Raw genomic sequence first — 14,430 nt, 5'->3', positions numbered from 1 at the left:
TTGGTCTATCAGTGATCCCGCAGCCTCCCACTGAAAGTGTGATGCACGGGGAAATTAGAGGGAAAAATCCCTCTAATTCCGCTGAAAGTCAGCTGTATGGGGAAATTAGAGGGAAAAATCCCTCTAATTCCGCTGAAAGTATGCTGTACGGGGAAATTAGAGGGAAAAACCCCTCTAATTCCGCTGAAAGTCAGCTGTATGGGGAAATTAAAGGGAAAAATCCCTCTAATTCCGCTGAAAGTCAGCTGTATGGGGAAATTAAAGGGAAAAATCCTTCTGATTCCGCCGAAAGTGTGCTGCATGAGGTAATTAAAGGGATAAATCCTTCTGAATGCATCGGATGCGGGCTAAACGAGGAAATGAGGGGCAAAAGTGCTCCTGATTTCACCGGATGCGGGCTAAACGAGGAAATGAGGGGCAAAAGTGCTCCTGATTTCACCGGATGCGGGCTAAACGAGGGAATGAGGGGCATTAGTGCTCTTGATTCCACTAAATGTGGGCTAAACGAGGAAATGAGGGGCATTAGTGCTCTTGATTCCACCGCCGCGTAAGTGAACGTAAAACCTTGGAACAAGAGTGTTATGTTTCCCCTTCGCTGCTACAGCGAGCGGAAATCCCTTGGAACAAGATGCACTTAATCCCTTAAATCTCTCACCGCCGCTTAGTTGAGCGGCGCCGCCTTGGAACAAGCGTGAAATGGCTTTGCCGCCGCAAAAGCAGGCGGGGCAGCCGCAGGTTTAATTGCCGCAAAAGCATGCGGGGCAGCCACAGGCTATATTGCCGTAACAACCAGCGGCAGCAGCTGATTCAATTGCCGCTCAACCAAGCGGCAATAGCCGGATCTTTAGCCGGGAGCTTCGCCTGCGGGCGAAGCGAATAAGCCAGCTGTTATGTAAGGGAACGGAGAGGAATTTTGGAACTGTAGGAGCGTTAGCGTCCGCCTGAAAGCTTTCCGTAGGAAAGCTAGCTTCGGAAGCATATGCTGTCTCCGGATTTCTACCGCGATAAGCGGTTTAAATCAGGAAATTTGGAGACGGGCAGCGGCCGAAAGTCCAAACATTCCTTGCAGTGACCCTCATAACAGCCTGCCTTTAGGCTTAAGCAAACGCAGCCAGTTCCCAATAACAATCCGATATTTTCGAGACATCACATAAACTTAGGAGGGTTCACTTATGAAACTAGTACTTCTATCAGGCGGTTCTGGTAAACGGCTCTGGCCTTTGTCCAATGATTCACGTTCGAAGCAATTTCTGAAAGTACTGGAAAGCCCGGCAGGTGAACCGGAATCCATGGTACAACGGGTATGGAGACAGCTGCAGGAGACAGGGATGGCGGAATCGTCCTACCTAGCTACCGGCCGTAGCCAGGTAGAGATGATTCAGAGCCAGCTGGGCAGCGGGGTGCCGATTATCGTTGAGCCGGAGCGGCGCGATACCTTCCCTGCCATTGCATTGACAGCAGCTTACCTGTATTCGGTCGCCGGTGTTTCACCAAGCGAGACGGTAGCCATCCTGCCCGTCGATCCTTATGTGGAGTCGTCCTTCTTCGAGACTGTACTGCAGCTGGAGAGCACGATGCTGGAGAGCGGTGCCAATCTGGCGCTGATGGGTGTAGTTCCGGAGCATGCCTCCGAGAAATACGGCTATATCATTCCTACCAGCGCCGAAGCTGGAGCGAGCGGTTATTTGCAGGTCAGCCACTTCCAGGAGAAGCCGGACCGCAAGCAGGCCGAGGAGCTGATCAGCCGGAATGCGCTCTGGAACTGCGGCGTATTCGCTTTCCGTCTGGGGTATCTGCTGGATATCCTGCAGCGCAAAGGACTGCCGCTGAACTATGAGGAACTGCAGAAGCAGTATAAACTGCTGGCTTCCATCAGTTTTGATTATGAAGTGGTAGAAAAAGAAGAGAATATCGTAGTTCAGCCTTACGCCGGATTCTGGAAAGATCTGGGCACCTGGAATACACTGACCGAAGAAATGACCAGCAATCATGTCGGCAAAGGCTTCGTCACTGCCGATTCCGAAGGCACCTGCCTGATCAACGAGCTGGACATTCCGATCACCGTGATCGGGGCGAAGGATCTGATTATCGCCGCCAGCCCGGACGGAATTCTGGTTACGCACAAGGCGGAGAGCCCGCGCATTAAGGAAGTGCTGAAATCTTTTGAACAAAGACCGATGTACGAAGAACGCCGCTGGGGTCACTACAAGGTAATTGATTATGTGAAATATGCGGAAGGCAATGAGGTGCTGACGAAGCGGATCTTTATTTCTGAAGGTAAAAATATCAGCTATCAGCTGCATCACAAACGCAGTGAAATCTGGACCATTGTCAGCGGTGAAGCCAGCATTGTGCTCAATGAGAAAATGCATAATGTGAAGGCGGGGGATGTCGTACGGATTCCGGAAGGCACCAAGCATGCGATCCTGGCATTGACAGATATGGAATTTATCGAAGTGCAGACCGGCTCTGAACTGGTGGAGGAAGATAACATCCGAATCACCTTGGATTGGGAAGATATCGCCTTGCAGCAATTCATTTCGTAGGTCTAATCTATCTATATAACCAATTGTTACAAATCCAAAACAGGTATTAAGAACCAATTATTAAGAAAAATTCATTTTTGCTCTTAATTAAAACTAAATAGGGACGATATTTACGGTAAGAGGGATTAATCCTTCCAATACGACAAAGGCAAACCTAATCGAAAGATAGGGACGCAAAGCTATAGGGCCTTCGCAAGAGTGGCAGCCTGGCTACCGAAAGGAAGATGGATTTTGATAACTTACCGTAAGTCTCGTTTGCTGTGCACTGTGCTGTCTCTGGCCCTTTTATTGACTGCAGTACCTCTGGGACTCGGCGGAATGCCTTCATCTGCAGAAGCTGCCTCTAGTTCCAAAGCACCCGTTAATCCGGAGGCTTCGACCGAAGCAGTCAGATTGCTGGATGATCTGTATTCCATTACTGGAAAAGGCATTATTACCGGCCAACATGACTATCTGGAAAGTCCGGACGAATTCAGCAACAAGCTGAAGGGAACCAGCGGACAATATGCTGCTCTTCACGGCTATGAATTGGGCGTAATCAGCGGGCAATCGGAAAGTACAGCAGCGGCGCAGCGCAGAAATGTTGTGAACAGCGCGATCAACTGGTATAAGGGCGGCGGCATTGTAGCCATGACTTTTCATGAGAATCTGCCAGGTACTGCATACCTCTGGTCCAATGTTCAGAAACCGCTGAGCCAGGCGGAATTCAATAAATATATTACTCCAGGTACAACACAGTACACTGCATTGATTGCAGATCTGGATAAAGTGGCAGTGTCACTTAAAAGCCTGCGGGATGCCGGTGTTCCCGTACTCTGGAGACCTTACCACGAAATGAACGGTGACTGGTTCTGGTGGGGGAAGAAAAATAATTTTGCTGCGCTTTGGAATATTATGTATGACCGTTTCGTAAACGTTCATAAATTAAACAACCTGCTGTGGGTATGGAACCCCAATGCACCCAATGCCTGGTCTGATCCTTATGCGCTGACCTATCCGGGGGCTGACAAGGTGGATGTACTCGCGGCAGATATATATGAGAACGATTATATGAATAAATACCATGACAGCCTGCTCGCTCTTGCGAATGGCAAACCGATTGCCATTGGCGAGAATGGACAAATGCCAAGCACGGCAAAGCTGCAGCTCTCCCAGAAAAATTGGGTATATATGATGAGCTGGGGAAAAATGCTGTATGAAACCAACACCGATGCTACCATCAAAAACTTCATGAGCGACAGCTATACTGTGACCCGGGACGATTATAAAGCAGGCACATTTGCTACGGCGACACCGAAACCAACAGCAACGCCAACGCCGGTACCTACAGCAACGCCAACGCCGGTACCGACAGCAACGCCAACGCCGGTACCAACAGCAACACCAACGCCGCCGGTACCGACAGTAACGCCAACGCCGGTACCAACAGCAACGCCAACGCCAGTACCAACAGTAACACCAGCGCCGGTACCGACTGCAATGCCGGTACCGATACTGACGCCGCCACCTGCTTCCAATGATTCTGTGACGACCCCCGTCGTTCAGAATGGTCTTCAGGGAGAATACTTCAAGAACATGACGCTTTCGGGTACTCCGGTCCTGGTCCGGAATGATGCGCTGCTGAACTTTAACTGGCGCCAGGCAGCGCCGGATGCCAAGCTCGGAGTGGATAGCTTCTCCATCCGCTGGACGGGTCAGATCAAACCGTCTTTCAGTGAAACCTATCAGATTATCACTACATCCGATGATGGTATCCGCGTCTATATTGACGGCACAGCTGTAATCGACAGCTGGACCAAACAGAGCGGTACCGAGCGTACAGGAAGCATAAACCTGCAAGCAGGCCGGTTGTATGATATCAAAGTAGAGTATTACGAGAATGCCGGCGATGCCAATATCCGTCTGATGTGGCAGAGTCCAAGCCAGGCGAAGGCAACTGTCCCTACAAGCGCGTTATTTGTGAACACGTCTGCTTCTTCAGCCAGCAAAGCAGCTTTGGATGCTCCGGCTGTGACTGCAACACCAGTACCAACAGCAACGCCGTTACCAGTATCAACACCAACACCGGTGCCGACAGCGGCACCAACGCCGACAGCGGCACCAACGCCGACAGCGGCACCAACGCCGACAGCGGCACCAACGCCAACAGCGGCACCAACGCCGACAGCGGCACCAACGCCGACAGCGGCACCAGCGGCACCAACGCCAACAGCGGCACCAACGCCGACAGCGGCACCAACGCCAACAGCGGCACCAACGCCGACAGCAGCACCAACGCCGGCAGCAGCACCAACGCCGACAGCGGCACCAACGCCGACAGCGGCACCAACGCCGGCAGAAGCTCCATTACCGGAGAATCTTACGGCCGAGGCTCCTGCGGCGAACGGGCTGGTTGCGGAATATTTCAATAATATGACGTTGTCTGGTGCTCCGGCAGTGGTACGTACCGATGCAGTGCTTGACTTCAACTGGCGTCAAGGCACGCCGGATGCCGCAATCGGCATAGATTTCTTCTCTGTACGCTGGAGCGGTAAGCTCAAGCCGCTATACACTGAGACGTATCAGATTTATACCACTTCAGATGACGGCATCCGCGTACGGATCAATGGTGAGCTTGTGATCGACAGCTGGATGAAGCAGAGCGGGACCGAACGCACAGGAAGCATAAGCCTGACAGCCGGTCAGCTATATGATATACAAGTGGAGTACTATGAGAATCAAGGAGATGCCAGAGCACGCCTGATGTGGGAGAGTCCGAGCCAAGTTAAGGCAACGGTTCCCGCGAGCGCACTGTTTCTCCCTTCCGCTTCCTAAGATCATACCCCCGCAGCTGCATTCATTATTGGCGCTGATACTGGTTAAGACGTTACAATTCTAAATCCTATAAAGTCCAATCTTAATGGCCCTGCTTATCAGCAGGGCTACTAAGCTATAGACCATCCGGGTAATTCAATGCAGCCTCTTAACAGAGAACTGCATGCCTGCACGCCTAAGGCGGCAGTGAGGCCCGGGGAAAGGAGATTATATTGAACACTTACCGTAAGTACAGGCTATATACAACAATTATTCCAATTATCCTTATCCTTTCTCTTCTGCCATGGGGGGAGGCGCGCAGTCTTCCGGTAGCACGTACCGTCAATACTCCTGCCGCTCCAATCAAACCCGTTAATCCCTCCGCTTCCAAGGAAGCCACCGCACTGTTAAGCTATCTGTCCGATCTCAGCGGCAAAGGTATGATCTCCGGCCAGCATGATTATCTGGAGAGTCCTGATGAATTCAATAATAAGCTTAAAAACGCAAGCGGGCAGTATGCCGTTCTGCACGGCTACGAATTGGGAGCCATTAACAACCAGTCCGAAGAGACCATTGCCGGGCAGCGCCAAGCTGTCGTAGACAGTGCCATTAAGTGGTACAAAGGCGGAGGCATTGTGGCGATGACCTTCCATCAGAATCTGCCGGGAACCTCTCCCGAATGGACTAATGTGAAAATGAACCTGAGCCAGGCCAAATTCGACGCCTACGTTACTCCCGGAACACCCCAGTACAAAGCCCTGATTGCAGAGCTGGATGAGGTTGCCGGATATTTGGGTGAGCTGCGGGATGCAGGGGTGCCGGTCTTATGGCGGCCTTATCATGAAATGAACGGCAACTGGTTCTGGTGGGGACAGAAGGATAACTTCGCCAAGCTGTGGGACATTGTGTATGACCGTATGGTGAACACGCATAAGCTGAATAATCTGCTCTGGGTATGGAACCCGAATGCACCGAACGAGTGGGCAGAGCCTTACAGCAATTATTATCCGGGTGCCTCCAAGGTGGATGTACTGGCAGCCGATATTTATAACAATGACTTTAAGCAATCCTATTACGAGAACCTTCTGAAGCTGGCTGACGGCAAACCCATCGGTATCGGGGAGAGCGGAGAGCTTCCAGACCCTGTCATATTGTCTCAAACCCAGAGTAAATGGGTATATACGATGACATGGGGGAAAATGCTGCTCGAGAATAATAATCTCCAGAAAATTCAAAGCTTTATGAGCAATAAGTACACCGTATCACGGGATGATTACAAGCTGGCACTGAATGCTCAGATCAACACACTTACTGCGGTATCGCGCAACGGTCTCAAGGGGCAATATTTCGGCAATGCGGAGCTGTCCGGCAAACCGCTGCTTACCCGGAATGACAACACGATTGACTTCAACTGGCATGGCGATTCACCGGCGCCGGGAATCGGCAAGGACTCTTTTTCCGTACGCTGGACCGGTAAGATCAAGCCAGTCTACAGTGAAAAGTATACTTTTACAGCCTCTTCCGATGATGGCATCCGTGTGTGGATCGGCGGCAAGCTGATCATTGATAGCTGGAAGAAGCAAAGCGGTGTCAGCCGGGAGGGAAGTATAACTCTTACAGCCGCAACTGCCTACGATATTAAAGTGGAGTATTATGAGAATCACGGTGACGCAAGCGTCCGTCTGATGTGGCAAAGCCCGCGCCAGAAACAGGCGGTGATTCCCCAGAACGCGCTGACTCTTCCTTGAGGAATGAAGCTGGTCATGACGAATGAAGCTCTACGGAAACCGGTACATTACAGCCACCCTGGAAGAAAGTGAGGACAAGGGAATGAGGACTAGACTCAAAACAAAGAGAAATAAACCCATTCATCTACTACTAAAATTTGCAGCATTGATCATCTTGTTTCTGTTGTCCGTTTCTGTCTTCGGAGAGGATGGGACAAATAGCGGCGAGGTGGAAGTTGACATGTCGGAATTATCTGCGGCCAAGGATGCGGGTCCCGCAGTTCCGGAGGGGACTGTGCTATGGAAGCTTGGCCAGCATGACGGTTCAGCCGCAGAGTTTGCAGCAGCCGGATCAAACGGGGCCAAGGGGGTATTCAGCGTTGCTTCAGCCGCAGCGAAGACGGCGGAGCTTCAGAGTATCCCGTCCGGGCTGCACGGCGCTACCAATCCTGAACTGCGGATTACCTACAAGCTGGATAAGATCCCGGTTAACGGGGTCTTATTTCGTGTCAGCATCCTTGAAGCCTACAAATCTGTACCGCAGATGAGCGTATTCTCCAACCGGCAGCTGTCAGGGATTATTCAGATTGCCGGTGTAGACGGTACGGACAGTAAATATGATTTCCGCAAAACCTATGAGCTGTACATTCCCAAAGAACAGCTCATCAGCGGAACCAACGAGCTAACGCTGCGGGCAGCGCGCGGGATCTATTCCTCGGCTGCGGAGGATAAGTATAACTGGTGGACATGGGATAACCTTAGTCTGGAAGCACTGAAGACTCCGGTTAAGGAGCCGATTCACGGGAGCTATACGCTGACCGGAACCATGGTCAACAACAAACAGTTCTATTTCGACAAAGGTGCCGTTACGCATTTGCCTTATATTATGAAATGGCTGGGTTTAGCCTACAGCGGCAACATTATGCGGACCAGCTGTGCCAGCGATGTGGGCAGATCCTGTGAGAATATGGGAGAGTACTATGAGGTCCTGAAGGATTATAATATGCAGGCTGTTGCCCTCTATCTGTACACGGGTGATATCAAGCTCAAGGAAGACGGTTCACTGCCGGATGATGCGGAGAAGAAGCTGACCGATTATTTCAAGCAATACGGCCAGTATTTCCAGTATTATGAGGTGGATAATGAGCCCGGACTGTTCAACCGTTCCAAAGCAGTCAATCTGGCGATAGCCGACTGGCTGAATAAGAAAGGCAAGACGATCGCACCGCATCTGCAGACGGTTGCCCCGGGCTGGGCATACTGGCCGGGTTACAGCGAAGATTCCTGCGGCAATCAGAAGGGGACGCTTAAGCAGTGCGGCGATCCGGACGGCTGGGAACGTGACCCGGAGCAGCGGAATGAACTGGAGGAAGTTACGGATTTGACCAATGGGCATTCCTATGGTGAATCCTACATTTTCAGCAACGGAGGCAGCTTTACAGAGAATCTGAAGACCTTCGGGGGAGCGGTTGACGGCCTCAGCAAAAAAATGCTCACCACCGAATTCGGCACCTCGGATACTCATGTGGATGCCTATCAATACGGCGCATCCGAGCGGACTGCGGCGGTGTTTGACCGGATTATGCGCGGGCATATCGGATATGCCGATATGTTTGTGCAGCATGCCGCTTTCTTCAAGAACTTCAGTCTGTTCAAGTATGGCTTCAACCTGGAGGAGCATGATCCGGGAGCTACAGAGATTTATTATACCAAAGAAGGTGAAGACTCACGCGTAAGTATTATGCGCCGGCTGGATCTGGCTTATGCCACACACGGGGCGCCGCTGAGCTACCAGATTACGAACAAAGACGATTTGGCTGACAAACTGGTGTATGTGCGGGCGGTAGACACTTCTACCCTTGAGCCTCTGGCAGGCAGCGGAGCCACATCCAACAAACTACTTGTGAACTTTGTCAATTTCGAAGAAACCGAGCAGACGGTTAAAGTAAAGGTGACCATGCCGGAGAAGACCGTATATGAGGGTGAACGCTTTGGCCGCGGAGATACTTATGAAGAGGCACGCAGCTATATGTCGGGCAGGAATGCTACACCTGTGCTGGAATTCACCGAAACGCTGGCTCCGGGTGAGGCGGTGCAGTATATTCTGCAGCCCTCTTCCGAAGTAGCGGATGTGGCGCCGCAAGGCTTCAAGGCCGCGGCAGTCAAAGGGCTGTCGATGCATCTGAGCTGGCTGGAGGCTCCCGGGGCAAGCTATGAAGTGCTCCGGGCCGACGGCCCGGGCAGTGAACTGAAAGTGATTGCGGCAGGTGTGCAGAGCACAGAGTACACTGACAGCAAACTGCAGGAGGGCACATTGTATACTTATGCGGTAAGAGTGTCAGGCTCTGGCGTCATGTCGGAGAAGACACAGATTACAGCAACCGGACTCGTCCCGCTGGACCGGACCGGCTGGAAGGTTACGTCTAATGTGAACACGGCAGCCTCGAAGCCGGAGAGTGCCATTGATGGAGACCGGCGCACACGCTGGGACACCGGTAAACACCAGGCATCTGGTGAATACTTCCAGATCGATTTAGGTGCAGTACATGCAATAGAAGCCATAGAGCTGATTTATACTTTATCGTCGTATGATTATCCGCGGGGATATACCGTCCAGGTATCCGATGATGCCAAGAGCTGGACACAGGTAGCATCCGGCAAAGGGAAGCTGGAGTTGACCAGGATTACTTTTTCCCAGGTCCAAACCCGTTATATCCGCATACAGCAGACAGGTTCCGGAGGCAACTATTGGTCGATTCAGGAGCTGCAGGTGTATTCAAGAGAATAAAGGACGGCATAATAAGCTCCGTGGATTTAACAAGCCACCGGGGTTTTTTGCTGCGAAGTATGAATGGGAAAGGGGTGAACCGGATCGATGACTCATCTTGCAGATCAAATTATTCTGCTGCTGGCGGCCTTACTGCTGGTAGGCGTGCTGTCCACCAAATTCTCCACCCGTTTTGGAATGCCCGCACTGGTTCTGTTTATCGCTGCCGGAATGGTACTCAGTCATTTCATTTATTTCAACAATGCTTCATTAACACAGATCGCCGGGATTTTTGCGCTTGTGGTTATTCTGTTTGAAGGCGGAATGCAGACGAGTATGAAGGATATCCGCCCGGTCATGAAGCCGGCGCTGTCGCTGGCTACAGCAGGTGTGCTTGTGACAACAGGGGTTGTCGGTATTTTTGCCAGAGTTGTATTAGGCGTGCCGTGGGCGGAGAGCTTCCTGTTCGGGGCGATTGTCGGTTCGACGGATGCGGCTGCGGTGTTCTCAGTACTGGGTGGCAAAAACATTGATAAACGCCTGACCTCCACACTCGAAGCAGAATCCGGCAGCAACGATCCCATGGCGGTATTCCTCACCGTCTCCCTGATCGAATGGATACAGCATCCTGATACTGCAATCTGGAGTCTGGTGCTCTCCTTCTTCTGGGAGATGGGGATCGGTCTTCTGCTGGGGATTCTTATCGGTAAGCTGGCTACATATCTGATCAACCGGATCAATCTGGACTCCACCGGGCTGTACCCGGTGATGGCCATCGGCTTTGCGGTTCTGACCTACGGGGTTTCGGCGATGGTCCACAGCAGCGGTCTGCTTGCCGTCTATGTCATGGGGCTGGTGCTGGGGAACTCCGAGCTGATGTATCACCGTACGATCATGAATTTCAATCACGGCTTTGCCTGGATGATGCAGATTGCCATGTTCATCCTGCTCGGACTGCTGGTCTTTCCCCAGGAGCTGGCGGATATTGCCTGGCAGGGTATACTGTTGTCCGTTATTCTAATGGTAGTAGCAAGACCTGCGGGTGTATTCATCAGTCTGCTGTTTGCCAAGTTCTCATTCCGCGAAAAGACACTGATCTCCTGGGCCGGACTCAGGGGCGCCGTCCCCATTGTGCTTGCGACCTACCCGCTGCTCGCGGGGCTTCCGCAGGGCCGGCTGTTCTTCAATGTCGTTTTCTTCGTAGTCCTGACCTCGGCGGTCATTCAGGGAACGACCATTTCACCCTTGGCCTCGCGGCTTAGACTGGTAGGACGGGAGGATGCATCCCAGCCGTCACTGATGGAGCTCGTGGCTCTTGGCAAGACGGATTCCGAATTTAACCACATCGGGATTGACCGGCATATGCCGATTGCCGGGATGCAGATTGCGCAGATCGGGCTGCCGGATGATATCCTGTTCACCGCGATTATCCGCAACAAAAGCATCGTGACGCCGCATGGCAGCACGGTTATTGAACCGGGCGATACAGTGTATGTACTCAGCCCCAAGACCAAACGGGACGAGATGCGGGCGATCTTCCGGAGCGGGAAGGGGAAAGCGGCGGAGACAGATATCACATCGGTTTAAGGATAAATGTGAGCTTCTCTGCCGGGTGAAGTGATTTGTGTCAATATAGGTTTTTTTACAGCATTGTGACCGAAATAATAGGAGGTTCCGAAAGGGGAATGCTAGAATTTGCAGTAACCCTATATCATAAAACAGAGTTGCATTAAGGCTTGATCTGTGTTAAATTGTATATAGATTTAGAACGAGTCTAAATACAATAACAAAATAAATACACATCCCAGGAGGTTATTAGAATGAGTACACAAGTTAAAAGCCATACTGAATTGCATGCTGCCCTGAACCGTCAGACAGCGAACTGGACGCTGCTTGGAGTGAAGCTGCATCATTACCACTGGTATGTCAGCGGAGCACAATTCTTCACGCTGCATGAGAAATTTGAAGAGCTGTACAATGAAGCTGCCGGTTATGTGGATGAGCTGGCTGAACGCTTGCTTGCCATTGGCGGACAACCTGCTTCCACAATGACACAATATCTGGCTCTCTCCGGACTGAAGGAAGCAACCGGCGGCGAAAGCGCGAAGGAAATGGTAGCGCAGCTGGTTAAGGACTTCACTGCCGTAGCCGAAGAGCTGAAGCAGGCGATCTCTGCTGCCGAAGAGCTTAGCGACCAGCCTACTGCTGACCTGCTGATCGGTATTAGAACAAGCGTAGAGAAAACGTCCTGGATGCTGAACGCTTACCTGGCTTAAACTGTAACAAAAGTATATAAGAAGAGCGCCCGTGGGTATCCGCACGGGCGCTCTTTGCAGTATGGCCGGTTATCCCGGCAGGCTTACTTGATAAATACTCCGCCAAACGGCAACGCCTCGCGCAGGAAGCGTTTGATAATGCCGTCTTCATTATTATCCCGCTGAAAACGCCTGCTCTGGCGTCCGGCCTGGAACAGCACAGGCCCGTGGCCGGTCATCTTCCAGTGATAGCTCATATGCTGGCTGGCGAGATGATTGCCGTAGACCGTAAGCTCAAGCCGGGCATTCTCGGGATAGGCAATAATACTGCCGGCATCGACGTACAGCGGATCAAACGGGTCAAGCTCGGCTTCACAGACCGTGCCTTCTGTCAGAATGCCGATGCTGCCATGACCGGAGAATTTCACCTTGACGATATCCCGGGTAATCAGCATATTCTTCATATTCAGCACTCTGGTCTGCATGGTGACTCCCTTGCTGTAGAAGAACAGATGCCTGAAATCATAGAGCAGATCGCTCTTGCCGTCGAGCTGCAGCGTCTTGACCCGGTAACCGGGCGGCAATGCAGCCACGAACCGGCAGGGTCCGGTGATATCCGAGCGGATCAGCTTCCGTTTGCGGTACATGCCCTTCACATCCATCAGCCGGTCCGCCCGTCCTGAAGAGGGGCCTTGATAAGCTATAATCTGCTGCGGATGGAGCACATGAACCTCTTCATTTTCTGCGACGGTAAAAGCAACGGCCTGTCCGCTGCCGCTGTCGCCTTCATCCTGGACATCAACATTCATTCCTTATGCTCCCCTCGTGCAGTGCCGTGTACATGCGCTTCTTCCTCCGGCCTTAACGCAGCCGGTCGCTTCTTCTGGAACGGTGGCGCATGGTGAAGCGCAGCAGCCGGATCAGCAGGAAATAACCCAGGATAAGAGCAAGTCCGGTGATCACAGTCACCTTGATCCGGTTATAGTAATTTTCCCTTGCCGTACGGTCATTCTTCAGTTCATCAACGACCTGGCTGAGCTGGCGGTTCTGTTCCTGCAGCGCGGCATTCTGGGCCTGGTAGGTCGCCATTTGCTGCAGAGACTGGTCCAGCTGGTCCTTGGTCTGCCCCAGCTCGTCCACTGCCGTTCCGAGCTCGTCCTTTGTTTTCTGCAGTTCCTCCGCCGTCTGCTGATAGCTCTCCTGCAGTTTGTTGACTTCACCAGGCAGCTCCGAGAAGCTCTGTAGTCCATTATATAAATCAGTGAAATAGTTGGCTTTGGCCGCTGGGATATCATAAGTGAAAGAAATCCCGAGCAGCAGCAAGGCCGACCCCAGCAGCTTTATCATATTTCTTGTTGCGCGATTGTTCATTACTGATCACCACCTGTTATAGGCTTGTTGTATTCTTATTTTATCATAGCCGGTCCTGATTTGGGCAGTGCGGGCAGCTTTAGGCATAATTACCCTTCCTGTCTATGCAGGTAACCATACGTGTAATACAGCACAAATCATATGAAGGTTTCTATTATATTGAGTGTGCACATAAATTAACGTATACTTTGAACGGAAAGGAGCTGCTTCGAGTGAATAAATGGCTCAAAACATTGTTGTTTCTGGCGGGTTCTGCACTGTTGACCCGGTTTATTCCGTTCTCATCCTTATTCCGTAATCTGGATACGATGTTTCACGAATTCGGCCATGCCCTGGTAACCCTGCTGCTCTCGGGGAGTGTGCTGCGGATAGAGCTGCATCCCGACCATAGCGGTGTAACCTATTCAGCGATTGCCGCGGGGGGGAGGGCAATTCTTGTATCGCTGGCCGGTTATCCTCTGGCTTCACTATTCTCATTGCTGCTCTTCTATTTATATAGTAGAGACAAGCGGCAATGGGGGCTGATTATGGCCAGCGGTGTTGCGCTGGTGATGCTGGTGCTCTATGTACGGGGCGGCTTTGGGATGATTTGGCTGAGCGGTTTTATTCTGCTGAATGCCGCTATGCTGTTCCTTTGGCCGAAGGTCAGCAAATATTATTATTTATTTCTTGCATTTCTGACTCTGGAGGAGTCCGTAATGGGGACGCTGTTTCTGGTAACGGCTTCGGTAATGACACCTTCCCGTGCGGGGGATGCAGCAAACTTGGCCAGATTAACGCCGCTGCCGGCTGTATTGTGGGCACTGCTGTTCTTCCTCTTCTCGCTGCTGTGTGCCAAGTGGGCGCTGGGCTTTTTTTTCAGGGAAGAAAAATCAGCTAACCGGGCAAGAAGCCTATAATGCGCAAAACTGTGTTCGTCATATTTTGACAAAATAATAGACTTTCGCAAAGAGGCAATTACCTTTAGTGGT

The 14,430-nt window shown here is 51.7% G+C and carries 10 protein-coding genes and 1 riboswitch; of the genes, 8 read left to right on the top strand and 2 right to left on the bottom strand.

Translation table 11 applies throughout. From position 1 onward, the window contains the following. Positions 1 to 41 precede the first annotated feature (41 nt). The 7 genes from GC101_RS31555 to GC101_RS31515 all read left to right on the top strand — a co-directional run bounded on the left by GC101_RS31555 (position 42) and on the right by GC101_RS31515 (position 12,109). Positions 42 to 551 (top strand): hypothetical protein, encoded by a 510-nt coding sequence (locus GC101_RS31555; protein ID WP_171720526.1) that lies wholly within the window; start codon positions 42 to 44, stop codon positions 549 to 551. Between the two features lie 621 nt (positions 552 to 1,172). Beyond that, a complete protein-coding gene (locus tag GC101_RS31550) occupies positions 1,173 to 2,546 on the top strand; it encodes a sugar phosphate nucleotidyltransferase (protein ID WP_042133969.1) in 1,374 nt (457 codons plus the stop codon). Positions 2,547 to 2,683: 137 nt separating this feature from the next. Continuing rightward, a riboswitch (cyclic di-GMP riboswitch) is annotated at positions 2,684 to 2,764 on the top strand. A 13-nt stretch (positions 2,765 to 2,777) separates the two neighbouring features. Continuing rightward, a complete protein-coding gene (locus tag GC101_RS36390) occupies positions 2,778 to 5,360 on the top strand; it encodes a PA14 domain-containing protein (protein ID WP_246354601.1) in 2,583 nt (860 codons plus the stop codon). Positions 5,361 to 5,572: 212 nt separating this feature from the next. Next, entirely contained in the window at positions 5,573 to 7,087 is a 1,515-nt protein-coding gene (locus GC101_RS31530; RefSeq protein WP_171720525.1) for a glycosyl hydrolase, read from the top strand. A 220-nt stretch (positions 7,088 to 7,307) separates the two neighbouring features. Further along, positions 7,308 to 9,854 carry a discoidin domain-containing protein gene (locus GC101_RS31525; RefSeq protein ID WP_171720524.1) on the top strand — a complete coding sequence of 849 codons (2,547 nt, stop codon included), beginning with the start codon at positions 7,308 to 7,310 and terminating at the stop codon, positions 9,852 to 9,854. Between the two features lie 87 nt (positions 9,855 to 9,941). Beyond that, positions 9,942 to 11,420, top strand: coding sequence for a potassium/proton antiporter (locus tag GC101_RS31520; protein ID WP_171720523.1), 1,479 nt, complete (start codon positions 9,942 to 9,944; stop codon positions 11,418 to 11,420). 233 nt (positions 11,421 to 11,653) lie between these two features. Further along, on the top strand, positions 11,654 to 12,109 hold the full coding sequence (locus GC101_RS31515) for a Dps family protein (RefSeq protein WP_042133976.1): 456 nt from the start codon (positions 11,654 to 11,656) through the stop codon (positions 12,107 to 12,109). Positions 12,110 to 12,192: 83 nt separating this feature from the next. Here GC101_RS31515 and GC101_RS31510 read toward each other — a convergent pair whose 3' ends face one another. Both GC101_RS31510 and GC101_RS31505 read right to left on the bottom strand, forming a co-directional pair. Beyond that, positions 12,193 to 12,897, bottom strand: a complete 705-nt coding sequence (locus GC101_RS31510; protein ID WP_042133978.1) for an AIM24 family protein — start codon at positions 12,895 to 12,897, stop codon at positions 12,193 to 12,195. Between the two features lie 52 nt (positions 12,898 to 12,949). After that, complete coding sequence (locus GC101_RS31505; RefSeq protein ID WP_171720522.1) at positions 12,950 to 13,459, bottom strand: phage tail tape measure protein; 510 nt, start codon at positions 13,457 to 13,459, stop codon at positions 12,950 to 12,952. Positions 13,460 to 13,671: 212 nt separating this feature from the next. Here GC101_RS31505 and GC101_RS31500 point away from each other — a divergent pair, with 212 nt between their 5' ends. Then, a complete protein-coding gene (locus GC101_RS31500; protein ID WP_171720521.1) occupies positions 13,672 to 14,358 on the top strand; it encodes a M50 family metallopeptidase in 687 nt (228 codons plus the stop codon). Positions 14,359 to 14,430 lie beyond the last annotated feature (72 nt).

Origin of the sequence: Paenibacillus phytohabitans, assembly GCF_013141775.1 — a bacterium.
GTDB lineage: Bacteria > Bacillota > Bacilli > Paenibacillales > Paenibacillaceae > Paenibacillus_AQ > Paenibacillus_AQ phytohabitans.
Note: the sequence above shows the minus strand (reverse complement) of the source record. Positions and strands in the feature narration are given on the sequence as shown.